General features: G+C 72.8%; 22 protein-coding genes. 19 read left to right on the plus strand and 3 right to left on the minus strand.

The annotated features are described in order from the left end of the window. The first annotated feature begins 1,033 nt into the window (after positions 1–1,033). The 9 genes from ACH495_RS16090 (at position 1,034) to ACH495_RS16130 (ending at position 10,351) form a co-directional block, all read left to right on the plus strand. Positions 1,034–1,651: a hypothetical protein gene (locus ACH495_RS16090; protein WP_396858582.1), complete on the plus strand. Its 618-nt coding sequence runs from the start codon at positions 1,034–1,036 to the stop codon at positions 1,649–1,651. Positions 1,652–1,800: 149 nt separating this feature from the next. Next, positions 1,801–2,262 carry a DUF948 domain-containing protein gene (locus tag ACH495_RS16095; protein WP_343442165.1) on the plus strand — a complete coding sequence of 154 codons (462 nt, stop codon included), beginning with the start codon at positions 1,801–1,803 and terminating at the stop codon, positions 2,260–2,262. A 31-nt stretch (positions 2,263–2,293) separates the two neighbouring features. Further along, entirely contained in the window at positions 2,294–2,599 is a 306-nt protein-coding gene (locus ACH495_RS16100) for a hypothetical protein (protein WP_343442164.1), read from the plus strand. Then, positions 2,596–5,277, plus strand: coding sequence for an alanine--tRNA ligase (alaS, locus tag ACH495_RS16105; protein ID WP_396858489.1), 2,682 nt, complete (start codon positions 2,596–2,598; stop codon positions 5,275–5,277). Before ACH495_RS16100 ends, alaS begins: the two co-directional genes overlap by 4 nt. 186 nt (positions 5,278–5,463) lie before the next feature. Further along, entirely contained in the window at positions 5,464–5,937 is a 474-nt protein-coding gene (ruvX, locus tag ACH495_RS16110) for a Holliday junction resolvase RuvX (protein ID WP_396858490.1), read from the plus strand. Continuing rightward, entirely contained in the window at positions 5,921–7,126 is a 1,206-nt protein-coding gene (gene mltG, locus ACH495_RS16115; RefSeq protein WP_396858491.1) for an endolytic transglycosylase MltG, read from the plus strand. The genes ruvX and mltG overlap by 17 nt, the downstream gene beginning before the upstream one ends. 483 nt (positions 7,127–7,609) lie before the next feature. After that, positions 7,610–8,476, plus strand: a complete 867-nt coding sequence (locus tag ACH495_RS16120; protein ID WP_396858492.1) for a shikimate dehydrogenase — start codon at positions 7,610–7,612, stop codon at positions 8,474–8,476. Between the two features lie 131 nt (positions 8,477–8,607). After that, positions 8,608–9,786, plus strand: a complete 1,179-nt coding sequence (gene aroC / locus ACH495_RS16125; protein WP_396858493.1) for a chorismate synthase — start codon at positions 8,608–8,610, stop codon at positions 9,784–9,786. Between the two features lie 55 nt (positions 9,787–9,841). Continuing rightward, positions 9,842–10,351 (plus strand): shikimate kinase, encoded by a 510-nt coding sequence (locus tag ACH495_RS16130; RefSeq protein ID WP_396858494.1) that lies wholly within the window; start codon positions 9,842–9,844, stop codon positions 10,349–10,351. Positions 10,352–10,704: 353 nt separating this feature from the next. Here the strand turns inward: ACH495_RS16130 and ACH495_RS16135 are convergent, their stop codons facing one another. Together ACH495_RS16135 and ACH495_RS16140 are read right to left on the minus strand one after the other, a co-directional pair. Further along, positions 10,705–11,496, minus strand: a complete 792-nt coding sequence (locus ACH495_RS16135; protein WP_396858495.1) for a cytochrome c oxidase assembly protein — start codon at positions 11,494–11,496, stop codon at positions 10,705–10,707. After that, complete coding sequence (locus ACH495_RS16140) at positions 11,493–11,993, minus strand: DUF2243 domain-containing protein (protein WP_396858496.1); 501 nt, start codon at positions 11,991–11,993, stop codon at positions 11,493–11,495. Before ACH495_RS16140 ends, ACH495_RS16135 begins: the two co-directional genes overlap by 4 nt. A gap of 92 nt (positions 11,994–12,085) precedes the next feature. Here ACH495_RS16140 and aroB point away from each other — a divergent pair, with 92 nt between their 5' ends. The 4 genes from aroB to nusB are packed head-to-tail and all read left to right on the plus strand — an operon-like array spanning position 12,086 to position 14,641. After that, a complete protein-coding gene (aroB, locus tag ACH495_RS16145) occupies positions 12,086–13,162 on the plus strand; it encodes a 3-dehydroquinate synthase (protein ID WP_396858497.1) in 1,077 nt (358 codons plus the stop codon). Further along, positions 13,159–13,605: a type II 3-dehydroquinate dehydratase gene (gene aroQ, locus ACH495_RS16150; protein WP_396858498.1), complete on the plus strand. Its 447-nt coding sequence runs from the start codon at positions 13,159–13,161 to the stop codon at positions 13,603–13,605. The genes aroB and aroQ overlap by 4 nt, the downstream gene beginning before the upstream one ends. 44 nt (positions 13,606–13,649) lie before the next feature. Beyond that, complete coding sequence (efp, locus tag ACH495_RS16155) at positions 13,650–14,207, plus strand: elongation factor P (protein WP_281939722.1); 558 nt, start codon at positions 13,650–13,652, stop codon at positions 14,205–14,207. 23 nt (positions 14,208–14,230) lie between these two features. Further along, on the plus strand, positions 14,231–14,641 hold the full coding sequence (gene nusB / locus ACH495_RS16160) for a transcription antitermination factor NusB (RefSeq protein WP_199733039.1): 411 nt from the start codon (positions 14,231–14,233) through the stop codon (positions 14,639–14,641). Between the two features lie 64 nt (positions 14,642–14,705). On the opposite strand, the gene ACH495_RS16165 is transcribed toward nusB, so the two are convergent. Then, positions 14,706–15,194: a transcriptional regulator gene (locus tag ACH495_RS16165; protein ID WP_013285505.1), complete on the minus strand. Its 489-nt coding sequence runs from the start codon at positions 15,192–15,194 to the stop codon at positions 14,706–14,708. 286 nt (positions 15,195–15,480) lie between these two features. On the opposite strand from ACH495_RS16165, the gene pyrR reads away from it, so the two are divergent. The 6 genes from pyrR (at position 15,481) to ACH495_RS16195 (ending at position 23,822) form a co-directional block, all read left to right on the plus strand. Next, positions 15,481–16,065 carry a bifunctional pyr operon transcriptional regulator/uracil phosphoribosyltransferase PyrR gene (gene pyrR, locus ACH495_RS16170; protein ID WP_396858499.1) on the plus strand — a complete coding sequence of 195 codons (585 nt, stop codon included), beginning with the start codon at positions 15,481–15,483 and terminating at the stop codon, positions 16,063–16,065. Continuing rightward, positions 16,062–16,988 (plus strand): aspartate carbamoyltransferase catalytic subunit, encoded by a 927-nt coding sequence (locus ACH495_RS16175; protein ID WP_396858500.1) that lies wholly within the window; start codon positions 16,062–16,064, stop codon positions 16,986–16,988. Before pyrR ends, ACH495_RS16175 begins: the two co-directional genes overlap by 4 nt. Beyond that, a complete protein-coding gene (locus ACH495_RS16180; protein WP_396858501.1) occupies positions 16,985–18,262 on the plus strand; it encodes a dihydroorotase in 1,278 nt (425 codons plus the stop codon). Before ACH495_RS16175 ends, ACH495_RS16180 begins: the two co-directional genes overlap by 4 nt. Beyond that, positions 18,259–19,407, plus strand: a complete 1,149-nt coding sequence (gene carA / locus ACH495_RS16185) for a glutamine-hydrolyzing carbamoyl-phosphate synthase small subunit (RefSeq protein WP_396858502.1) — start codon at positions 18,259–18,261, stop codon at positions 19,405–19,407. Before ACH495_RS16180 ends, carA begins: the two co-directional genes overlap by 4 nt. Next, the gene (carB, locus tag ACH495_RS16190; RefSeq protein WP_396858503.1) at positions 19,400–22,747 is read left to right on the plus strand and encodes a carbamoyl-phosphate synthase large subunit; all 3,348 of its coding nucleotides are present in this window, start codon (positions 19,400–19,402) and stop codon (positions 22,745–22,747) included. The genes carA and carB overlap by 8 nt, the downstream gene beginning before the upstream one ends. Before the next feature lie 70 nt (positions 22,748–22,817). After that, positions 22,818–23,822, plus strand: a complete 1,005-nt coding sequence (locus ACH495_RS16195) for a quinone-dependent dihydroorotate dehydrogenase (protein WP_396858504.1) — start codon at positions 22,818–22,820, stop codon at positions 23,820–23,822. The last annotated feature ends 34 nt before the right edge of the window (positions 23,823–23,856 follow it).

Consider the following 23,856-nt stretch of genomic DNA (forward strand, 5'->3'; position numbering starts at 1 on the left):
GGTCGGCCCCGCCGCCCCGCCGGCCCGGGCACCGCGCCCGGCGGCCGGCGAGGTGGGTGAGCCGCGTCCGCAGCGCCCCGAGCGGCCCGCCGACTGGCTGCGCCAGGCCGGCCGCACGCCGCACACCGACCCCGCCATGCCGGCGGCCCGCCGTCCGACCGGCCCACCGGTCGACGAATCAGCCGGCGCCCCGGACCGCGCTCCGACCGGCCGCGCCCCGGCCGCGCCGCCCGGCCCGGCCGCGCCGCCCGTCCGACCCGAGCAGCCCGGTCCGGCCCGGGACGCGGCCCGATCCGCGCCGCCCCGCGTGACCCGGCCCGAGCAGCCCCGTCCGAGCCGATCCGATGAGCCTGGTCCGACCCGGTCCGCGCCGCCCGGTCCGAGCCGGTCCGATGAGCCTGGCCCGGCTCGGTCCGACCAGCCTGGCCCGGCTCGGTCCGATCAGCCTGGCCCGGCTCGGTCCGAGCAACCCGGTCCGGCCCGGGGCGCGGCCCGACCCGCCGGCGTGCCGCCGGTGGCCGGGGACCGTTCCGCGGCCGGCCCGGCGCGTGCCGGAGTGCCGTCGACGGGTCCGGGCGGGCCCGGTCCGCACGGCGACCCGGAGCGCACCGGTGGCGTGCCGGTCCGGGGCGGCCGTCCCGACGGTCGCGGTCCGGTCCGCCCCGACGACGCCGTCCCGCCGGGCGGTGCGCCCCGTCCGGCGGCAGCGCCCGGTCCACGACCATCGGTCGGGTCGGCAGCGGCCCGGGCCGCCGCCGGGGTAGCCAGGCCGGTCGGTCCGGACGAGCGGACCGCCGGGCGGGCCGTCCCGCCCACCCCGGAACCGGTCCGGGCCACTGCCGCCGCCGCGCCCGTCGGCGGAATGCCGGGTGCGCCGGCGGTGGCGCGGGCGGCTGCGGTCGTACCGGCGGGGGAGGCCGTGGGGACGCGGCCCGGAGCGGGCGACGGGCCGGCGCCGCGACCGGCCGGTCCCGGCGGGGACGAGGCGGAGGCCGGTGGCCTGCGTGGCGCCCGCTCCGAGCTGCGTCGGCAGATGCGCGAGCGGCGCCGACTGCGGATGGGCCTCCTCGCCCTGGTCAGTCTCGTGCTGCTGGGCGCGGTTCCGCTCTACTTCGGGATGCGGACGCTCAGCCGCGACCCGGTCTTCGACACCCTCGACGCGCTCGACGTGCCGTCCTGGGCGGCGACGAAGACGGTCGACAACGTCAGCGGCAGCCGCTGGTGCCTCCAGGACTGCCGGCTGCGGGAACGCGCGGTCGAGTCCGACCAGGGGTGGAAGCAGACCGTGGCGGTCTACGAGCAGGCCCTGGCCAAGGACGGCTGGCGACGCTGGAAGGTCGACCGCTGCCCGGAGGAACAGGTCGAGGGCAGCTACACCTGCTGGCGGCGGGACGAACTCACGCTCGACCTGTGGGTCCGCGACCCCGCCTGCACGCCGCCGCCGGTGGACGGGGAGCCGGCGCCGTCCGCGCCGCCCGCGCCCGCAGCGGCGACGTGCACCGGCTCGTTGGTGTCGGTGAAGGTGCGTAACGCGATCGACGACGAGCGCACCGGCCCGACGCCGACCACCGATCCGTCACTCACCGGTGAGGATCCGTTCCCGACCCTCACCGACGACCCGCTCGGCGAACCGACCCCCTCACCGTCGTGAGCCGACTTCCCTCACGGACGGTAGGGTCTGGGGCTGGCGCGCCCGCCCGTGCCCGGTGACCACCGGGCCGGCGGGGGGCGACGTGGGCAGGTACGGTCGCGCGTTCCGGGGCGTCAGACCCCGGGACAATGCTTGAGGAGGACATGCGCGTGAGTGGTGGAGAGATCGCTGCGCTGATCGCGGCCGGCGCGTTCCTGATGTTGGTGCTCGTGCTGGCGGTGCCGATCCTGCGGCTGCGGCACACCGTCGACGCGACGACCCGCATGATCGGCGACCTGAACGACCGCACCGGGCCGCTGCTCGGTGACGTGAACACCACGGTGAAGAACGTCAACGTGGCGCTGGAGCAGGTGCAGACCTCGCTGGACGGGGTGAACCTCCAGCTCGCCAAGGTGGACACCATGACCAGCCACGCGCAGAACGTCACCGCGAACGTGGCGAACCTGGCCACCGTGGTCTCCGCCGCGGCGGCCAACCCGCTGGTGAAGGTGGCCGCGTTCGGTTACGGCGTGCGCAAGGCCGCCTCCGCCCGCCGGCACGCCGAGACCGAGCGCGAGGTGCGCGACACCATCAAGCAGCAGCGTCGGGCCGCCAAGCGCGGCAACCGCTGACCCGACCGGCGTACGCGGGAAGGATGAGAGCATGAGGCGGTTGTTCTGGCTGGGCATCGGGCTGGCCGTGGGCGTCCTGGTGGTGCGTAAGGCCACCCGGACCGCGCAGGCGTACACCCCGGCGGGCATCGCCAGCGGGCTGTCCGAGTCCGCCGGTGGCCTGGTCGAGTCGGTGCGCGCCTTCGTGGACGACGTGCGGGTCTCGATGGCCGAGCGTGAGCAGGAGATCCACGAGGCCTTCGCCCGCGGCGAGGCGTACGACGACGAGTTCGCCGAGCTGCGGGAGGACCCGCGGATCGGCGACCGGCAGATTTTCCCGGAGGAGCACCAGCGATGAAGACGGCGGAGATCAAGCGGCGGTTCCTCGCCCACTTCGAGGCGAACGGTCACGCCGTGGTGCCGTCCGCTCCGCTGCCCGCCATCAGCGACCCGAACCTGCTGTTCATCAACGCGGGCATGGTGCAGTTCGTGCCCTACTTCCTCGGGCAGCAGACCCCGCCGTACGCGCGGGCGACCAGTGTGCAGAAGTGCATCCGGACGCCGGACATCGACGAGGTCGGCAAGACCAGTCGGCACGGCACGTTCTTCCAGATGAACGGCAACTTCTCGTTCGGTGACTACTTCAAGTCCGGGGCGATCCCGCTCGCCTGGGACCTGGCCACCAAGTCGGTCGAGGCGGGCGGCTTCGGGCTGGACCCGGAGCGGATCTGGGCGACGGTCTACCTCGACGACGACGAGGCGTACGACATCTGGCGCAGCACCGGCGTGCCGGCGGAGCGGATCGTGCGCCGGGGCAAGGCCGACAACTTCTGGTCGATGGGCATCCCCGGCCCGTGCGGTCCGTGCTCGGAGCTCTACTACGACCGCGGCCCGGAGTACGGCCGCGAGGGCGGTCCGGAGGTCGACGAGGACCGCTACCTGGAGTTCTGGAACCTGGTCTTCATGCAGTTCGAGCGCGGGCCGGGCGTCGGCAAGGAGGACTTCCCGATCCTCGGCGACCTGCCGGCGAAGAACATCGACACCGGCATGGGCCTGGAGCGGATGGCCTCGCTGCTGCAGGGCGTGGACAACCTCTACGAGATCGACGAGGTCAAGCCGATCCTGGACCGGGCGGCCGAGCTGACCGGCAAGCGGTACGGCGCGCACTCGGGGCACGCGGCCAACCAGTCGCACCCGGACGACGTGCGGCTGCGGGTGATCGCCGACCACGTGCGCACCGCGCTGATGCTCATCGGCGACGGGGTGACCCCGTCGAACGAGGGCCGCGGCTACGTGCTGCGCCGGATCATGCGCCGGGCCATCCGGTCGGTGCGGCTGCTGGGCTACCAGGACCGGGCGCTGCCGGAGCTGTTGCCGGTGGCGCGGGACTGCATGGCGCCGTCGTACCCGGAGCTGGCCGAGGACTTCGGCCGGATCTCGCAGTACGCGTACGCCGAGGAGGACGCGTTCCTCGCCACGCTGCGCGCCGGCACCACGATCCTGGACACCGCGATCGCGGAGACGAAGTCGGCCGGCCAGCCGGCGCTCTCCGGTGACAAGGCGTTCCAGCTCCACGACACGTACGGCTTCCCGATCGACCTGACCCTGGAGATCGCGGCCGAGCAGGGCCTCCAGGTCGACGCGGACGGCTTCCGCCGGCTGATGGCCGACCAGCGCAGCCGCGCCAAGGCGGACGCGCAGGCCCGCAAGACCGGGCACACCGACGTGTCGGCGTACCGGTCGGTGCTCGACGGCGGCGGGCCGGTGGAGTTCACCGGCTACACCGAGCTGAACCGGGAGTCCCGGGTGCGCGCGCTGCTGGCCGGCGGCACCTCGGTGGCCGCCGCGGCCGAGGGGGACACGATCGAGCTGGTGCTCGACACCACCCCGTTCTACGCCGAGGGCGGCGGTCAGCAGCCCGACCAGGGCCTGATCACGGTCGGTGGCGGCCAGGTCGAGGTCTTCGACGTGCAGCAGCCGGTGCCCGGCCTGATCGTGCACCGCGCCCGAGTGGTGCGCGGCGAGGTCCGCGCCGGGGAGACCGGGTACGCGGAGATCGACGCGTCCCGCCGACGGGCCATCTCGCGTTCGCACACCGCGACGCACCTGGTGCACCAGACCATGCGCAACTTCCTCGGCGAGTCGGCGACCCAGGCGGGTTCGCTGAACGCGCCGGGCCGGCTGCGGTTCGACTTCAACACCCCGACCGGGGTGGCGCCGAGCGTGCTGCACGACGTGGAGCAGCAGGTCAACGAGGTGCTCCTGGCCGACCTGGAGGTGCACGCGTTCGTCACCAGCCAGGAGGAGGCCCGCCGGATCGGCGCGATGGCCCTGTTCGGCGAGAAGTACGGCGAGCGGGTCCGGGTGGTCGAGGTCGGTGACTACGCCCGGGAGCTGTGTGGTGGCACGCACGTGGCCCGCTCGGCCCAGCTCGGCCTGGTGAAGATCCTCTCCGAGGCGTCGGTGGGTTCCGGCGTACGCCGGATCGAGGCGCTGGTCGGCATGGACGCGTTCGGCTTCCTGGCCCGCGAGCACCTGCTCGTCTCCCGGCTGGCCGAGCTGTTCCGGGTGCCGGGCGAGCAGGTCGCGGACCGGGTGGAGCAGACCGTCACCCAGTTGCGGGACGCGGAGAAGGAGCTGGAGAAGCTCCGCGCCCAGCTCGTGCTCGGCGGCGCCGGCGCGCTCGCGGCGCAGGCGAAGGACGTGCGCGGGGTGGCGTACGTGGGCACCGAGGCGCCCGAGGGCGCGGCGGCCAACGACGTGCGGACCCTCGCGCAGGAGATCCGGGGTCGGATCGACGCGGCCCGTCCGGCGGTGGTCGCGGTGGCGGCCCGCGCGAACGGCAAGGCGTCCCTGGTGGTGGCCGTCAACGCCGCCGCCCGGAGTCGGGGCCTGAGCGCCAAGGACCTGGTCAAGGCCGCGTTCTCCGGTCGGGGCGGCGGCAGCGACGACCTGGCGCAGGGTGGTGGTCTGCCCGCCACCGAGGCGCCGAACCTGCTGGGCACCGTGGAGAAGGCGGTCGCCGACGCGGCATGAGCGAACGCACCGAGCGGAGCGAGGGCCGTGAGCGCATGCCAGGCTGGCACGGCATGAGCGAACGCACCGAGCGGAGCGAGGGCCGTGAGCGCATGCCCGGTCGGCACGGCATGAGCGCACTGATCGACGCCAGGGCGGACCTCCCGGTCCGCCCTGGCCCGTACCGGCTCGGGGGTGTGGCGCTAGATGGCTGAGTTCGTCCGTGGTGTCCGGCTGGGGGTGGACGTCGGCCAGGTCCGGGTCGGGGTGTCCCGGTCCGATCCGCACGGCATCCTGGCCACCCCGCTGGTCACGCTGGCCCGCGACCTGACCGCCGAACCGGATGCGGTGCCCGCCGACATGGCCGAACTGGTCCGCCTGGCGGCCGAGCACGAGGCGGTCGGGATCGTCGTCGGGCTGCCGGTCAACCTCGCCGGAAAGCACGGACCGGCGGCGGTGAACGTATCAGCCTATGTCGCCCGTTTGGCTGATGTAATGAGGCCGATTCCGGTGACGCTGACGGACGAGAGGATGTCGACCGTCGTCGCGAGTCGTAGGCTGGCCGAGCGGGGCGTCCGGGGAAAGCGTCAACGAGCGGTGGTCGACCAGGCTGCCGCGGTGGAGATTCTGCAGAGCTGGTTGGACGCACAGCGGAGGCGGACGGATGATCGACGATCTTGATCTGGGGTTCGACGAGCAGGACAGGGGGGAGAAGGGCCGGCACCGGCGCGGCGCGGTGCGTCGCCGCCAGGGCAAGTCCGGCGGCAGCCGGGGCAAGACCCTCCTCGCGCTCGCGCTCGCCCTGGTGCTGCTCGGCGGCATCGGCGGTGGTGCCTACTACGGCTTCGACCGCATCCAGAACTACTTCGTCACCCCCGACTACGACGGGTCTGGCACCGGCGAGGCGATCGTCGAGATCAAGCAGGGCGCGCTGATCGCCGACATGGCCGACGCGCTGGTGGCCGCCGACGTGGTGAAGAGCACCAAGGCGTTCATCGAGGCCGCCGAGGGGAACTCGCGCAGCAAGAACATCCAGCCCGGCACGTACAAGCTGCGTAAGCAGATGAGCGGTGACGCGGCGGTCACGGCCATGCTGGACCTGAAGAACAAGATCGTCAACGGGATCACCATCCCGGAGGGCCTGACCGCAAAGACGGTGTATAAGCGGCTCTCCGAGAAGACCGACATCCCGATCAAGGACTTCGAGGCCGCCGCGAAGGACCCCGAGGCGCTGGGCGTGCCGGACTGGTGGTTCAAGCGTTCCGACGGCAAGAAGGTCAAGCCCTCGATCGAGGGCTTCCTCTTCCCGGACACCTACGAGATCCCGCCGAAGGCGACCGCCGAGACGGTGCTCAAGCTGATGGTGGACAACTTCCTCACCGTCACCGGCGACATGAAGTTCGCCGAGAAGGTGCAGGCGGAACGCGGCGGCATCAGCCCGTACGAGGTGCTGATCGTAGCGTCGCTCGCACAGGCGGAGGCGGGCAACAAGGATGATCTCGGCAAGATCGCCCGCGTTGCCTACAACCGGGCATACAGCGGCAACTTCCCCTGCAACTGTCTGCAGTTCGACGTATCGGTCAACTACTACTGGGAGTTGACCGGTAAGCCGACCAAGGCGTCGAAGGAGATGCGCAACGAGGAGTTGTACGACGAGAAGAACCCCTACAGCACCCATGTCCGTCCCGGCCTGCCCCCGACCCCCATCAACAACCCGGGAAAGCTTGCCTTGGAAGGGGCGCTTGAGCCCCCGGACGGCAAGTGGCTCTTCTTCGTCGCCATCGACAGGCAGGGGCACTCGGCCTTCGCGACGACTAACGCCGAGCACGATCGGAACATCGAAAAGGCCAAGGAGAACGGCGTTCTGTAAGCATGACCGGGTGACCTGGCTCGGCTGCGGAGCTTGGTGAGATCGGCTGAAGTCACTATGCTTGGTGTCTCCATCGGACACAAAGCGGGGGTGGCTCATGGTGCGTGGATTCTGGTCGCGGCGGGTCGGCGTTGTGGGAAGCAGCGTCGCGGTGCTGGTGGCATTCGCGGCTGTACCGGCCCAGGCGGCGACTATCAGCCGGAGCACGACCGGAGCTGCCGGACGAGCGGTCTACTTGGGCGACGCCAACTGGGAGTTGTTCGCTCGTGACACGCTGTCGGACGGGCACTGCGCGCGCTGGCAGGTACGCGCTCCCGGTGGCACCTCGTGGTCGTGGCAGGGCGATTCCGTGTGCACCTCAACCGAGAAGTCTGCGACGTTCGGTGTGTCGGACTACTCATACCGGATCTGCCGGACCGGGATCGGTAACTGTTCGACCCCGGCTACGCTGCCCTGATCCGTTCATCGTCGGGGGGAGAGAGAGTGCCCGTTCCGGATCCCCGTCGTGCTGGGGTCGTCGGTAGGCCGATCGCGCACTCGCTCTCCCCGGTGATCCACTCGGCCGGGTACGCGGCGGCCGGACTGACCGGCTGGTCGTACACGACGATCGAGGCTGACGCGGACGAGCTGCCCGGCCTGGTCGCGGGCCTCGGCCCGGAGTGGGCCGGGCTGTCGGTGACCATGCCCGGCAAGGAGGCGGCGCTCGCGCTGGCCGACGAGGTCTCGCCGGTCGCCGCCGCGGTCGGTGCCGCCAACACGCTGGTACGCCGACCCGACGGCACCTGGTACGCGGACAACACCGACGTGACCGGCATGGTCGAGGTGATCGGCGGCGCGGGTTGCGTGGCCGGCGCGGTGGTCACGGTGCTCGGCGCCGGCGGCACGGCCAGGGCGGCGATCGCGGCGGCGGCGCGGATCGGGGCCGCCGAGGTGACGGTGGTGGCCCGCCGGCCCGAGGCGATCGACGAGCTGCGCCCGGTGGCGGCGGCGGTCGGGGTGCCACTGGCCGGCGCGGAGTGGGACGGCGCGCCCGCGCACGCCCGCGCCGACCTGGTGATCTCCACGGTGCCGAAGGGCGTCGCCGATCCGCTCGCGGAGAACTTCGACTGGCGGCCGGAGACGGTGCTGTTCGACGCGCTCTACGACCCCTGGCCGACCCCGCTCGCGGCGGCGGCGCTGGCCGCCGGCTGTCGGGTGATCTCCGGGCTGGATCTGCTGCTGGCCCAGGCGATCGGCCAGTTCGAGCACTTCACCGGCGTCGCCGCACCGCGCGCCGCGATGCGCGCCGCGTTGGAGGGTAAGGCGGGGCCCCCGCTTAACGCTTTCGGTATAGGCGGGGGCCCCGCTTAACACCGCGCGTTAAGCGGGGCCCCCGCCTAACCGTGGGGCCGAGCGGGCGGAGCGAGTGGCGGCGTGTCCGCAAGGCGGGACACCGGCGGCACCGTGCCGGGCCGGACCGGGGGCGTGACACACTGACCGCTGTGTTGCGCTGGCTGACTGCAGGTGAATCGCACGGACCCGCCCTCGTCGCGCTGCTGGAGGGGGTGCCCGCCGGCATCGAGGTGACCACCGGGGAGATCGCGGGCGAGCTGGCCCGCCGCCGGCTCGGCTACGGCCGGGGCGCCCGGATGGCGTTCGAGCAGGACGAGATCGAGATCATCGGTGGGCTGCGGCACGGCGTGACGCTGGGCAGCCCGGTGGCGATCCGGGTGGGCAACTCGGAGTGGCCGAAGTGGCGCACCGTGATGGCCGCCGACCCGGTCGACGCCGACGAGCTGGCCAGCCAGGCGCGTAACGCCCCGCTGACCCGTCCCCGCCCGGGTCACGCCGACCTGGCCGGGATGCAGAAGTACGGGCACACCGACGCCCGGCCGATCCTGGAGCGGGCCAGCGCCCGGGAGACCGCCGCCCGGGTCGCCGTGGGCACGGTCGCCAAGGCGCTGGTGCGGCAGGCACTCGGCGTCGAGATCGTCTCGCACGTGGTGGAGCTGGGGCCGGTGGCGGTGAAGCCGGGACTGCGGCCCACGCCGTCCGACGCCGCCCGGATCGACGCCGACCCGTTGCGCTGCCTCGATGCCGAGGCGAGCGCCCGGATGGTCGCCGAGGTCGACGCCGCGAAGAAGGCCGCCGACACGCTCGGCGGCGTGGTCGAGGTGCTGGCGTACGGCGTGCCGCCGGGCCTGGGCAGCCACGTGCAGTGGGACCGCAAGCTCGACGCCCGGCTGGCCACCGCGCTGATGTCGATCCAGGCGATCAAGGGGGTGGAGATCGGCGACGGCTGGCAGCAGGCGCGGTCCCGTGGCTCGGAGGCGCACGACGAGATCATTCCCACCGCCACCGGCGTGCGTCGGGTCACCGACCGGGCCGGCGGCCTGGAGGGCGGCATCACCACCGGCGAGCCGTTGCGGGTGAAGGCGGCGATGAAGCCGATCTCCTCGCTCAACCGCGCGCTCGCCACGATCGACGTGACCACCGGCGAGCCGGCCACCGCGATCAACCAGCGCTCCGACGTGTGCGCGGTGCCGGCCGCGGCGGTGGTCGCCGAGGCCATGGTGGCCCTGGTGCTGGCCGAGGCGGCGGTGGAGAAGTTCGGCGGCGACTCGGTCGCGGAGATGCGCCGCAACCTGACGAGCTACCTCGACAGCCTGGTGGTCCGGTGAGCGCGAGGAACGCAGCGAAGCGGAGTCCCGCAGTCGTGAACGGAAGGCTGGCACAGTGAGCACCCGGCCGGTCTGCGTGCTGGTCGGAGCGCCCGGCTCCGGCAAGACCACGGTGGGCACGGCGCTCGCCGCCGCGCTCGGGGTGGACTTTCGGGACACCGACACCGACATCGAGCGGCTGGCCGGCAAGCCGATCCCGGAGATCTTCGTCGACGAGGGCGAGGACCATTTCCGTACGCTGGAGCGGGCCGCCGTGGCGGCGGCGCTGGCCTCGCACGCCGGGGTGCTCGCGCTCGGCGGCGGCGCGGTCCTGGCCGAGGAGAACCGGGCCGCGCTGATCGGCCACACCGTGGTGCACCTGTCGGTGGAGCTGCCGGACGCGATCAAGCGGGTCGGGTTGGGCGCGGGCCGGCCGCTGCTGGCGTTGAACCCTCGGGCCACCCTCAAGCACCTGCTGGACCAGCGCCGCCCGCTCTACGCCGAGGTGGCGACCGCGACGCTGGTGACCGACGGGCGCGCGCCGGAGGACCTGGCCGCCGAGATCGCCGCCCTGCTCAAGCCCTGAGGCCCGGTTCACCGCCTGCGAGCCGTGCCCGGCGGCTCGCCGCGCCATCAGGCCCGGCCGGTGGCCGAGTTGCCTCGGGCGCCCGGACCGGACCATGCCCGGTCGCGGAACGCCGCAGACGTCTCCCAAGCAGGTAAACACCCATGGTGTGCCACCGAGGGTCGCCGACGCCGGCGGGTGGAACGCCATGGGTGTCTCCGAAGCGTCTTGACACCCATGGTGTTCCACCGAGGGCTGCCGACGCCGGCGGGTGGAACGCCATGGGTGTCTTCGACGCGTGGTGACACCCATGACGCTCCAGCGTTCGTGGTGAGCGGGGCGGTGGTGTGGCCGGGATCCCGGGGGCGCGCCGGTCAGGCGCGGACCGGCTCGGGACCGGTGGTGCGGCGCGTGGCCGGGCGGTGGGCCGGGCGCTCCGGTCGCCAGGTGGCGAGCAGCGCGAGCGCGAGGGCGATCTCGGCCAGGTCGCCGAGGTAGTACATGAGTGTGGCGCCGGCCCGCAGCTCGGCGCCGGTGGCCGGCACGTCGACGAACACGCCGGCGTAGAGCAGTTGGGCGATCGTGGCGTGGGCGGCGACGCCGGCGCCGAGCACCACCAGCCGAAGGGGCACCCGGGGGCGGTGCGGGCCGGGGTCCGGCCCGGCGATGGACCAGGCGAACAGGGTGCCGCTGAGCAGGAAGTGCGCCTGCACCAGCGTGTGCAGCAGTGGACTCTCCAGCGTCGCCCGGTAGAGCGGGGTGAGGTGGAGCAGCCACAGGCCGCCCGCGGTGAGCAGCAGGCCGGTCACCGGATGGCCGAGCACCCGCGCGACCGGGTGCCGCAGCGCGTGGACCAGCCGGCGTCCGGTGCGCCGGTCCAGGGTGCGCAGCAGCAACGTGACCGGCGCACCGAGCACCAGCGCCAGCGGCGCCAGCATGCCGATCAGCAGGTGCTGCCACATGTGACCGACGAAGTCGCCGGCCGGCCGGAGCAGCCCCACGGTCACCAGCAGCGCGCCGAGCCCGAAACTCGCGGTGCGCGCGGACGACCAGCCCGGCCGGCCCGGATCCCGCTGCCGCAGCGCGGCGGCCAGGTAGGCCCAGAAGACGACCGCCGGCAGGAGCGCGGTCGCCGGGAAGCCGTCGGCGTGCCCGCCGTGATTCACCGCGCCTCCGGCGCGCACAGGTCGATCGCGTCGGCCCGCCGCTGGATCGCCCAGCCGGCCGCGACCAGGAGCACGCCGAGCGCCAGGAAGCCGAGGTCCCACCAGGTCTGGTACGGGCCGGACCGGACGTGGTGGATGCCGAGCAGGTGGTGGTCGACGACGCCCTCCACCAGGTTGAACAGGCCCCAGCCGACCAGCGCCCAGCCCCAGAGCATGGGGGAGCGCCAGAGCCGGCCCCGGGACCGGGTCACCCGGGCGTGGAGCAGGGCCAGCCCGGTCAGCACCGCCACCCAGGTGACGACGTGGAACAGCCCGTCCCACAGCGTGTTCATCTGCAGGCCGGGCACGGTGTCGACCGGGTAGTCCCGGATCCCCACCCGGTCGGTGGCGGTGCTGCTGAGCATGTGGTGCCACTGGAGGACCTGGTGCAGCGCGATGCCGTCGACGAAGCCACCGAGGCCGACGCCGAGGATCGTGGCGGGAAGACGGATGCTCATCCCGCCGCCCTACCCGGGGTGGGGGCGGACAAACGCCCCACGAAGTGGACAGTCGCCGCGCCGGGGCCGGGCGCTGGACTAGGCTGCCGGCGATGGACGAGGTGACCCGGATCCCGGTCGGCGGCGAGCGGCCGTACGACGTGCTGGTGGGACGCGACCTGCTCGACCCGCCACCCGACCTGCTGCCCGGCGCGGAGCGGGTGGCCTATCTGTACGCGCCGCCGCTCAAGGCGTTGGCCGAGCGGCTCGCCGAGCGGGCCCGCGCCGACGGCGTGGCGCCGCTGCTGGTGGAGGTGCCGGACGCCGAGGCGGGCAAGCACGTCGACGTGGCCGCGGCCTGCTGGGACCGGCTCGGCGCGGCGGGTTTCACCCGTACCGACGCGGTGGTCGGGGTGGGCGGCGGCGCGGTCACCGACCTGGCCGGCTTCGTCGCGGCGAGCTGGCTGCGCGGGGTGCGCTGGGTGCCGGTGGCGACCTCGCTGCTCGGCATGGTCGACGCCGCGGTCGGCGGCAAGACCGGGATCAACACGGCCGCCGGCAAGAACCTGGTCGGCGCGTTCCACCCACCGGCCGGCGTGCTCTGCGACCTGGCGACGCTGGACGCCCTGCCCCCGGCCGACCTGGCCGCCGGGATGGCCGAGGTGGTCAAGTGCGGCTTCATCGCCGACCCGGTGATCCTCGACCTGGTCGAGCGGGACCCGGCAGCCGCGCTGGACCCGACCGGCCCGGTGCTCCGTGAGCTGGTCGAGCGGGCGGTGTGGGTCAAGGCCGGCGTGGTCGGCGGTGACCTGCGCGAGTCGGGGGTGCGCGAGGTGCTCAACTACGGGCACACGCTGGCGCACGCGATCGAGAAGGCGGAGGGCTACCGCTGGCGGCACGGCCACGCGGTCGCGGTCGGGCTGGTCTACGCGGCCACGCTCGCGCGGCTCGCCGGCCGGCTCGACGACGCCACCGCGCGGCGGCACCGGGCGGTGCTGGAGGCGCTCGACCTGCCCACCGGCTACCGGGCGGACGCCTGGCCGGAGCTGCTCGCCGCGATGCGGGTGGACAAGAAGGCCCGGGGGAGCCGGCTGCGGTTCGTGGTGCTGGACGGTCTGGCGCGCCCGGCCATGCTGGAGGCCCCGCCGGACGAGCTGCTGGCCGCGGCCTACCGGGAGATCAGCTCGTGAGGGTGTACGTGCTGAACGGGCCGAACCTGGGCCGGCTCGGCACCCGCCAGGTCGACGTCTACGGCGTGACCAGCCACGCCGACCTGGTCGCCATGTGCGAGCGGACCGGGCGGGAGCTGGGGCTGGACGTGGTGGTCCGGCAGACCGACGCCGAGCACGAGCTGCTGGGCTGGCTGCACCAGGCGGCGGACGAGGAGGCGGCGGTGGTGTTGAACCCGGCCGCCTGGTCGCACTACTCGATAGCGGTCCGGGACGCCTGCGCCCTGCTGCGTGGCCCGCTGGTCGAGGTGCACATCTCCAACATCCACGCCCGGGAGGAGTTCCGGCACCACTCGGTGGTCTCGGCGGTGGCCACCGGCGTGATCTGCGGCCTGGGCGTGGACGGCTACCGGCTGGCCCTGCACCACCTCGCGCAGCGTGCGAGTCCGATTCGACACAGCTAGTAGACTTGGTGGGTCTGTCCGCCAATTGATGATCAAGGCAGGAAATGGCCACCACCAACGACCTGAAGAACGGCCTGGTACTCAACCTGGACGGCGAGCTGTGGGCCGTCGTCGAGTTCCAGCACGTCAAGCCCGGTAAGGGTGGTGCGTTCGTGCGTACCACGCTGAAGAACGTGCTGTCCGGCAAGGTGGTCGACAAGACCTTCAACGCGGGCACCAAGGTCGAGACCGCCACCGTCGACAAGCGCACCATGCAATACCTCTACGCCGACGGCGAGGACTACGTCTTCATGGATCTGGAGACGTTCGACCAGATCACCGTCATGGGCGGCACCGTCGGCGAGGCCGCCAACTACCTCCTCCCGGAGGCCGAGGCGACCGTCGCCACGCACGAGGGCGTGCCGCTCTACATCGAGCTGCCGACCTCGGTCGTGCTCGAGGTCACCTACACCGAGCCGGGCCTGCAGGGCGACCGGTCCACCGGCGGCAACAAGCCGGCCACGGTCGAGACCGGCGCCACCGTCCAGGTGCCGCTGTTCATCACCACCGGCGAGAAGATCAAGGTCGACACCCGCGACGGCCGTTACCTCGGCCGAGCCTGATGGCTGAGGGTCCGAAGCAGCAGATGCCGGCGCGCCGCAAGGCGCGCAAGCGGGCGCTGGACGTGCTCTTCGAGGCCGACCTGCGGGACCGGCCCCCGGTCGAGGTGCTCGCCGGCTACCTGGAGCGGATCGAGCAACCCCGCCCCGACCATCTCGGCTACGCGGTCGGGCTGGTCGAGGGCGTCGCGGCGCACCTCGACCGGATCGACGAGACGATCGCCAGCTACGCCGAGGGGTGGACGCTGGAGCGGATGCCGGTGGTCGACCGCAACCTGGCCCGGATCGCCGTGTACGAGTTGCTCTACGTCGACGAGATCGACGACGCGGTGGCGATCAGCGAGGCCGTCGAGCTGGCCCGGCAGATGTCGACCGACGACTCGCCCCGCTTCCTCAACGGCATCCTCGGCCGGATCGCCGAGTACGCCAGCCGCTGAGGTCCGCAGGCAGCAACGACGAAGGGCCCGTGCCGGACGGCACGGGCCCTTCGTGGCGGGTGGCTCAGGAGGCGAAGAACGCTCGCGGGTCGGCGACCAGCACACCGTGCTCGGTGAGGCGCTCGATCAGACCCGACGGTGAGGCGTCGTAGACGATCGCGAGGGCGCGCAGGTCGTCGGCGCGGATGGAGAGCACCCGGCCGTTGTAGTCGCCGCGCTGCTGCTGGATGGCGCGGGCGTACCGGGCGACGTAGGCGAGGTCCTCGGAGGCCTCGTCGTAGAGCCGCTCCAGGTCCAGCACGATCTTGCTGGTGGGCTCGTGGCGCACCCCGCTGCCGTCGGGCAGCAGCTCCGAGACGGGCACGCGGTAGAAGTCGGCCAGCTCCGCCAGGCGGGACACGGTGACGGCGCGGTCGCCGCGCTCGTACGAGCCGACCACCACGGCCTTCCACCGCCCGTTCGACTTCTCCTCCACCCCCTGCAGGGACAGGCCCTGCTGCTGGCGGATGGAGCGCAGGCGGGCGCCCAGCGACTTGGCGTATTCAGAGGGCATTCGGACACTCCCAGTGCTGCTCGGGGTTCTCCCAGCTATCGCTACGGAGCGTGACGGTACGGGGATTGGGACACGTGGTCAAGTGGTGTTGTCAAGGAGGTTGGGGAGGCCGGTGTGGGTTGTCCGCATTTCGCCGGGCTGACCGGCAGGTCAGGACCGGCGGCAGCCGGCCCGGTGACCGCTGGTAACGTGGCGTGAAGCCCCGGTCCGGGCCCCGCGTGGGCCCGCCGGAGTCGATAGACGTCCTTTAACGACCCGTCCCGTGAGGCGGGGAAGGAGGTCCGCCGTGGCCTACCCACCGGCTGCCCATTCGTCGCCGCCGCGACAACCCTCGGTGAAGGTGATCCTCGCCGCAGCGGACGTCTCGCGGGTGGTCGACCGCATCGCCCACCAGATCCTGGAGAAGACCCAGGGCGCCGCCGACACCGTGCTGCTCGGCATCCCCACCCGGGGCGTGCCCCTGGCCCGCCGCCTCGCGGCCCGGATCAGCACGTTCGAGGACGTGACCGTCCCGGTCGGCGTGCTCGACATCACGCTCTACCGCGACGACCTGCGCCGGCACGCCACCCGCGCGGTCGGCCCGACCGACCTGCCGCCGGGCGGGATCGACGGCCGGCGGGTCGTGCTCGTCGACGACGTGCTCTTCTCCGGCCGCACCGTGCGGGCCGCGCTGGACGCGCTCAGCGACGTCGGCCGCCCGGCCTCCGTGCAACTCGCCGTCCTGGTCGACCGCGGCCACCGCCAGCTGCCGATCCGCGCCGACTACGTGGGCAAGAACATCCCCACCGCGCTGGCCGAGAACGTCAAGGTCACCCTCGCCGAGACCGACGGCGCCGACGAGGTCAAGTTGTACGGGGGGTCTCCCGCATGATCCGGCACCTGCTCTCCGGGGCGGACCTGGACGCCGACACCGCCACCCTGGTCCTGGACACCGCGGCCGAGATGGCCACCGTGGCCGGCCGCGAGGTCAAGAAGCTGCCCGCGTTGCGCGGGCGCACCGTGGTGAACCTCTTCTACGAGGACTCCACCCGGACCCGGATCTCGTTCGAGGCGGCCGCCAAGCGGCTCAGCGCCGACGTGATCAACTTCTCCGCCAAGGGTTCCAGCGTGGCCAAGGGCGAGAGCCTGAAGGACACCGCGCTGACGCTCCAGGCCATGGGCGCCGACGCGGTGGTGGTCCGGCACCCCGCCTCCGGCGCCCCGCACCGGCTGGCCGACTGGGTCGACGGGTCGGTGGTCAACGCCGGCGACGGCACCCACGAGCACCCCACCCAGGCGTTGCTCGACGCGTACACGATGCGCTCCCGGCTGGGCCGGCTCGCCGGCCTGCACGTGGCGATCGTCGGCGACGTGCTGCACTCCCGGGTGGCCCGCTCCAACGTGCTGCTGCTCTCCACGCTCGGCGCCAAGGTCACGCTGGTCGGCCCGCCGACGCTCATCCCGGTCGACATCTCGCCGGCGCTGGCGCCCGGCATCGACGTCTCCTACGACCTCGACGCCGTTCTACCCGGTGTGGACGTGGTGATGATGCTGCGGGTGCAGCGGGAGCGGATGAGCGACTCCTACTTCCCGTCGGCCCGCGAGTACGCCCGGCGCTACGGGCTGGACGGGCCGCGCATGCGCCGGCTGCCGGAACACGCGATCGTCATGCACCCCGGCCCGATGAACCGGGGCATGGAGATCACGCCCGAGGTGGCCGACTCGTCCCGCTCCACCATCGTCGAACAGGTCGCCAACGGGGTCTCCGTGCGGATGGCCGTCCTCTACCTGCTGCTCGGAGGGAACAACCGGTGACCGCGTACCTGATCAGGAACGTCCGTGTGCTCGACGGCGAGCCGACCGACCTGCTGCTCCGCGACGGCGTGGTGGCCGAGGCCGGCGCCGGCCTGACCGCCGGCGACGCCACGGTGCTCGACGCGACCGGCCTGGTCGCGCTGCCCGGCCTGGTCGACCTGCACACCCACCTGCGCGAGCCCGGCCGGGAGGACGCCGAGACGGTCGAGTCCGGCTCCCGGGCGGCGGCGCTCGGCGGCTACACCGCGGTCTGCGCGATGGCGAACACCTCGCCGGTCGCGGACACCGCCGGCGTGGTCGAGCAGGTCTGGCGGCTCGGCCGGGAGGCCGGCCTGGTCGACGTGCAGCCGATCGGCGCGGTCACGGTCGGGCTGGCCGGCGAGCGCCTGGCCGAGCTGGGCGCGATGGCCGACTCCGCGGCCCGGGTGCGGATCTTCTCCGACGACGGGCACTGCGTCGCCGACCCGCGGCTGATGCGGCGGGCCCTGGAGTACGTCAAGGCGTTCGACGGGGTGATCGCCCAGCACGCCGAGGAGCCCCGGCTCACCGAGGGCGCGCAGATGCACGAGGGTGAGGTCTCCACCCGGCTCGGCCTGACCGGGTGGCCGGCCGTGGCCGAGGAGGCGATCATCGCCCGGGACGTGCTGCTGGCCGAGCACGTGGGCAGCCGGCTGCACGTCTGCCACGTCTCCACCGCCGGCAGCGTCGAGGTGCTGCGGCAGGCCAAGGCGCGCGGGGTACGGGTGACCGCCGAGGTGACGCCGCACCACCTGCTGCTGACCGACGAACGGGCCGAGAGTTACGACCCGGTCTTCAAGGTCAACCCGCCGCTGCGGACCGCCGCCGACATCGCCGCGCTGCGGGAGGCGCTGGCCGAGGGCGTGATCGACGTGATCGCCACCGACCACGCGCCGCACGCGGTGGAGGACAAGGAGTGCGAGTGGGCGTACGCCCGGCCGGGCATGCTCGGCCTGGAGACCGCGCTCTCCATCGCGCTGGACGTGCTCGGCCCGCGGTGGGACCTGATCGCCGAGCGGATGTCGCGGGTCCCGGCCCGGATCGCCGGGCTGGCCGGGCACGGTCTCGACCCGGCGCCCGGCGTGCCGGCCAACCTGACAGTGGTCGACCCGGCGGCCCGGCGCGTGATCGAGCCGGCCGAGCTGGCCAGTCGCAGTCGCAACACCCCGTACGCCCGCATGACGCTGCCGGGTCGCATCGTGGCGACCTTCCTGCGCGGCGAGCCGACGGTCCTGGACGGAAAGGCTGTCAAGTGAGCAGTAGGCGGAGAAGCGCGATCCTCGTCCTGGAGGACGGGCGCACGTTCCACGGCGAGGCGTACGGCAGCGTCGGGGAGACCTTCGGCGAGGCGGTCTTCAACACCGGCATGACCGGCTACCAGGAGACGCTCACCGACCCCTCCTACCACCGCCAGGTGGTGGTGCAGACCGCGCCGCACATCGGCAACACCGGCGTGAACGGCGAGGACGACGAGTCCGGCCGGATCTGGGTGGCCGGCTACGTGGTGCGCGACCCGGCCCGGATCGGCTCGAACTGGCGCGCCACCGGCGGGCTGGAGGACCGGCTCGCCGCCGAGGGCGTGGTCGGCATCAGCGGGGTGGACACCCGGGCGCTCACCCGGCATCTGCGGGAACGCGGCGCGATGCGGGTCGGCGTCTCCAGCGTCGAGGACGACCCGGCCGCGCTGCTGGAACGGGTCCGCCGGTCGCCGTCGATGGTCGGCGCGGACCTGTCCGCCGAGGTGACCACCGCCGAGCCGTACGTGGTCGAGGCCCTGGGCACGCACCGGTTCACGGTGGCCGCGCTGGACCTGGGCATCAAGCGCAACGTGCCGCGCCGGCTCGCCGCCCGCGGCGTCACCACCCACGTGCTGCCCGCCGGCTCGACCGTCGACGACCTGCTCGCCACCGGCGCGGACGCGGTCTTCCTGTCGCCCGGCCCGGGTGACCCGGCGACCGCCGACGGCCCGGTGGCGCTGGCCCGCGAGGTGCTCACCCGGCGGGTCCCGCTGTTCGGCATCTGCTTCGGCAGCCAGATCCTCGGCCGGGCGCTCGGCTTCGGCACCTACAAGCTGGGGTACGGCCACCGCGGCATCAACCAGCCGGTGCTGGACCGGGTCACCGGCAAGGTGGAGGTGACCAGCCACAACCACGGCTTCGCCGTGCAGGTGCCGGGCGTCTCCTCCGGCGCGGTGGTGCCCGACCAGGTGGTCGACACCGCGTTCGGCGGCGTCCGGGTCTCCCATGTGTGCCTCAATGACAACGTGGTCGAGGGGCTGCGGGCCGAGGACGTGCCCGCCTTCACCGTCCAGTACCACCCGGAGGCGGCGGCCGGCCCGCACGACGCGGACTACCTGTTCGACCGCTTCGCGGAGCTCATCGAAGGCGGAAAGAATGCCTAAGCGGACCGACCTGAAGCACGTCCTGGTGATCGGCTCCGGGCCGATCGTGATCGGACAGGCCTGCGAGTTCGACTACTCCGGCACCCAGGCCTGCCGGGTGCTGCGCAGCGAGGGGATCCGGGTCAGCCTGGTCAACTCCAACCCGGCGACGATCATGACGGACCCGGAGTTCGCCGACGCCACCTACGTCGAGCCGATCACGCCGGAGTTCGTCGAGCTGGTCATCGCCAAGGAGCGCCCGGACGCGCTGCTGCCCACGCTGGGCGGGCAGACCGCGCTGAACACCGCGGTCGCGCTGCACGCCGCGGGCGTGCTGGAGAAGTATGGCGTCGAGCTGATCGGCGCCAACATCGAGGCGATCAACCGCGGCGAGGACCGGCAGCTCTTCAAGGACATCGTCGCCAAGGCCGGCGTACGTCTGGGCATCGAGGACCCGTCCACGCTGACCCCGCGGTCGCGGGTCTGCCACTCGATGGACGAGGTCCGGGACACCGTCGCCGAGCTGGGCCTGCCGGTGGTCATCCGGCCGTCGTTCACCATGGGTGGCCTCGGCTCCGGGATGGCGCACACCGACGAGGACCTGGACCGCATCGCGGGTGCCGGCCTGGCCGCCAGCCCGGTGCACGAGGTGCTCATCGAGGAGAGCGTGCTCGGCTGGAAGGAGTACGAGCTCGAACTGATGCGCGACCGCCACGACAACGTGGTGGTGGTCTGCTCGATCGAGAACGTCGACCCGATGGGCGTGCACACCGGCGACAGCGTGACCGTCGCCCCGGCCATGACGCTCACCGACCGGGAGTACCAGCGGCTGCGCGACCTCGGCATCGCGGTGCTGCGCGAGGTCGGGGTGGACACCGGCGGCTGCAACATCCAGTTCGCGGTCAACCCGGCCGACGGCCGGATCGTGGTGATCGAGATGAACCCGCGGGTGTCCCGCTCCTCGGCGCTGGCGTCGAAGGCGACCGGCTTCCCGATCGCCAAGATCGCCGCGAAGCTCGCGGTCGGCTACACGCTGGACGAGATCCCGAACGACATCACGCTGAAGACGCCGGCCGCGTTCGAGCCGACGCTCGACTACGTGGTGGTGAAGATCCCCCGGTTCGCGTTCGAGAAGTTCCCCGGCGCCGACCCGGAGCTGACCACCACCATGAAGTCGGTGGGCGAGGCGATGAGCCTGGGCCGCAACTTCTCCGAGGCGCTGAACAAGGCGATGCGGTCGATGGAAACCAAGTCGTCGGGCTTCTGGACCACCCCGGACCCGGCGGGCGCCACGAAGGAGAACACCCTCGCCGCGTTGCGGATGCCGCACGACGGCCGGCTCTACACGGTGGAGCGGGCGCTGCGCCTCGGCGCGTCGATCGCCGAGGTGGCCGAGGCGTCCGGCGGCATGGACCCGTGGTTCCTGGACCAGATCGCCGCGCTGGTCGAGCTGCGCGCCGAGATCGTCGACGCGCCGGTGCTCGACGCCGGTCTGCTGCGTCGGGCCAAGCGCGCCGGCCTGTCCGACCGGCAGCTCGCCGCGCTGCGTCCCGAGCTGGCCGCCGAGGACGGCGTCCGTACGCTGCGGCACCGGCTCGGCATCCGGCCGGTCTACAAGACGGTGGACACCTGCGCGGCCGAGTTCGAGGCGACCACGCCCTACCACTACTCGACGTACGACCAGGAGACGGAGGTGGCGCCCTCGGACCGACCGAAGGTGCTGATCCTCGGCTCCGGGCCGAACCGGATCGGGCAGGGCATCGAGTTCGACTACTCGTGCGTGCACGCCGTCCAAGCGCTGCGGGACGTGGACTACGAGACGGTCATGGTCAACTGCAACCCGGAGACCGTCTCCACCGACTACGACACCGCCGACCGGCTCTACTTCGAGCCGCTGACGTTCGAGGACGTGCTGGAGGCGTGGCACGCCGAGGACTCGTCCGGCAAGGCGGCCGGCGGCCCCGGCGTGGTCGGGGTGATCGTGCAGCTCGGCGGCCAGACCCCGCTCGGCCTCGCCCAGCGGCTCAAGGACGCCGGGGTGCCGATCGTGGGCACCTCGCCGGAGTCGATCCACCTGGCCGAGGAGCGGGGCGCGTTCGGCGCGGTGCTGGACCGGGCCGGCCTGCGCGCGCCCGCGCACGGCATGGCCACCTCGTACGGCGAGGCGAAGGCGATCGCGGACGAGATCGGGTACCCGGTGCTGGTCCGTCCGTCGTACGTGCTGGGCGGCCGGGGCATGGAGATCGTCTACGACGACGCCACGCTGCGCGACTACATCGGCCGGGCCACCGACATCTCGCCGGACCACCCGGTGCTGGTGGACCGCTTCCTCGACGACGCCATCGAGATCGACGTGGACGCGCTGGTGGACGCGGACGGCGACGTCTACCTGGGCGGTGTGATGGAGCACATCGAGGAGGCCGGCATCCACTCCGGCGACTCGTCCTGCGCGCTGCCGCCGATCACGCTGGCCGGCTCGCACCTGACCCAGGTACGCCGCTACACCGAGGAGATCGCCCGCGGCGTGGGGGTGCGCGGCCTGCTCAACGTGCAGTACGCGTTGCAGGGCGACACGCTCTACGTGCTGGAGGCCAACCCGCGCGCCTCCCGGACCGTGCCGTTCGTCTCGAAGGCCACGGCGGTGCCGCTGGCCAAGGCGGCGGCCCGGATCGCGCTGGGCGCCACGATCGCGCAGTTGCGGGCCGAGGGCATGCTGCCGCCGACCGGGGACGGTGGCACCATGCCGCCGGACGCGCCGATCGCGGTGAAGGAGGCGGTGCTGCCGTTCAAGCGGTTCCGTACGCCGTCCGGCAAGGGCATCGACGTGCTGCTCGGCCCGGAGATGCGGTCCACCGGCGAGGTGATGGGCATCGACACCGGCTTCGGCCAGGCGTTCGCCAAGTCGCAGGCCGCCGCGTACGGGTCGCTGCCCACCACCGGGAAGATCTTCGTCTCGGTGGCGAACCGGGACAAGCGCGGCATGATCTTCCCGATCAAGCGCCTGGCCGACCTGGGCTTCGAGATCGTCGCCACCACCGGCACGGCCGAGGTGCTGCGCCGGCACGGCATCGCCTGCGAGCAGATCCGCAAGCACTACGAGTCGGGCGAGGGCGCGGACGCGGTCTCGCTGATCCTCGGCGGCGACGTCGCGCTGGTGGTGAACACGCCGCAGGGTTCGGGCGCGAGCGCCCGCTCGGACGGCTACGAGATCCGCAGCGCCGCCGTCACCGCGGACATCCCCTGCGTCACCACCGTCCCCGGCGCCGCCGCCGCGGTGATGGGCATCGAGGCCCGCATCAACGGCGACCTCCAGGTCCGCCCGCTCCAGGACCTGCACGCCGCGCTCCGGGCGAACGAGTGACCACCCCGTGGATCATGAGGGTGGCGGAGATCGCCGCCACCTTCATGATCATCGAGTCGGGGGGCGCGCGGTGATCTTCGAGCGGGTGGTGCGGCCCCGGTTGTTCGCGCTCGGGGGCGGGGATGCCGAGGCGGCGCACGAGTGGACGCTGGCGCGGTTGGCCGCGCTGTCGCGGCGGCCGGCGGTGCTGGGGGCGCTGCGACGGGCGTACTTCCGGGGCTCGCCGCGCACGGTGTTCGGGGTGCGGTTCCCGAACCCGGTCGGGTTGGCGGCCGGGATGGACAAGGACGGGGTCGCGCTGCCGGCCTGGCCGGCGCTGGGCTTCGGCTTCGTCGAGGTCGGCACCGTGACCGCGCACGCCCAGCCGGGCAACCCCCGGCCGCGGCTGTTCCGGCTGCGCGACAGCGAGGCCGTGGTCAACCGGATGGGCTTCAACAACGCCGGCGCCGAGGCGCTCGCGGCCCGGCTGGCGGCGCTGCGACGCCCGCTCGGCGTGCCGCTGGGCATCTCGCTCGGCAAGTCCAAGGTGACACCACTGGGCGACGCGGTCGAGGACTATCTCGCCTCCTACCGGGCGCTGGCGGGGCACGGCGACTACTTCGCGGTCAACGTGTCCTCGCCGAACACCCCGGGCCTGCGCTCGCTTCAGGACCGGTCCCACCTGGACGCGCTGCTCGCCGCGCTGGTCGGGGAGAAGCCGGTGCTGGTGAAGATCGCCCCGGACCTGACCGAGCCGGCGGTGGCCGAACTGCTGGAGGTGTGCCTCGACCGGGGCGCGGCCGGCGTCATCGCCACCAACACCACGCTGGGCCGGGACGGGCTCGCCCCGGCCGACCGGGCGCGCGGCGCCGAGACCGGCGGCCTGTCCGGCCGCCCGTTGGCCGCCCGCGCCCGCGAGGTGGTCGGCTTCGTGCACCGGGAGACCGGTGGACGGCTGCCGGTGATCGGTGTCGGCGGCATCCTCGACCCCGACGACGCGACCCGCATGTTCGACGCCGGCGCGTCCCTGGTCCAGCTCTACACCGGCTTCATCTACCGCGGCCCCGCCCTCACCCGAGCCATCACCACCCGCTGACCCCCGCGATCTTGCACTTTCTGCCCCGACATAC

Source organism: Micromonospora sp. NPDC018662 (assembly GCF_044391475.1).
Classification (GTDB): domain Bacteria; phylum Actinomycetota; class Actinomycetes; order Mycobacteriales; family Micromonosporaceae; genus Micromonospora.

Excerpts from the sequence above, each read along its gene's own strand:
- ACH495_RS16090 (WP_396858582.1), top strand. The coding sequence starts at position 1,034 with ATGCGCGAGCGGCGCCGACTGCGGATGGGCCTCCTCGCCCTGGTCAGT.
- ACH495_RS16100 (WP_343442164.1), top strand. The coding sequence starts at position 2,294 with ATGAGGCGGTTGTTCTGGCTGGGCATCGGGCTGGCCGTGGGCGTCCTG.
- alaS (WP_396858489.1), top strand. The coding sequence starts at position 2,596 with ATGAAGACGGCGGAGATCAAGCGGCGGTTCCTCGCCCACTTCGAGGCG.
- ruvX (WP_396858490.1), top strand. The coding sequence starts at position 5,464 with ATGGCTGAGTTCGTCCGTGGTGTCCGGCTGGGGGTGGACGTCGGCCAG.
- mltG (WP_396858491.1), top strand. The coding sequence starts at position 5,921 with ATGATCGACGATCTTGATCTGGGGTTCGACGAGCAGGACAGGGGGGAG.
- ACH495_RS16140 (WP_396858496.1), bottom strand. The coding sequence starts at position 11,993 with ATGAGCATCCGTCTTCCCGCCACGATCCTCGGCGTCGGCCTCGGTGGC.
- aroB (WP_396858497.1), top strand. The coding sequence starts at position 12,086 with ATGGACGAGGTGACCCGGATCCCGGTCGGCGGCGAGCGGCCGTACGAC.
- efp (WP_281939722.1), top strand. The coding sequence starts at position 13,650 with ATGGCCACCACCAACGACCTGAAGAACGGCCTGGTACTCAACCTGGAC.
- nusB (WP_199733039.1), top strand. The coding sequence starts at position 14,231 with ATGCCGGCGCGCCGCAAGGCGCGCAAGCGGGCGCTGGACGTGCTCTTC.
- ACH495_RS16165 (WP_013285505.1), bottom strand. The coding sequence starts at position 15,194 with ATGCCCTCTGAATACGCCAAGTCGCTGGGCGCCCGCCTGCGCTCCATC.
- ACH495_RS16175 (WP_396858500.1), top strand. The coding sequence starts at position 16,062 with ATGATCCGGCACCTGCTCTCCGGGGCGGACCTGGACGCCGACACCGCC.
- carB (WP_396858503.1), top strand. The coding sequence starts at position 19,400 with ATGCCTAAGCGGACCGACCTGAAGCACGTCCTGGTGATCGGCTCCGGG.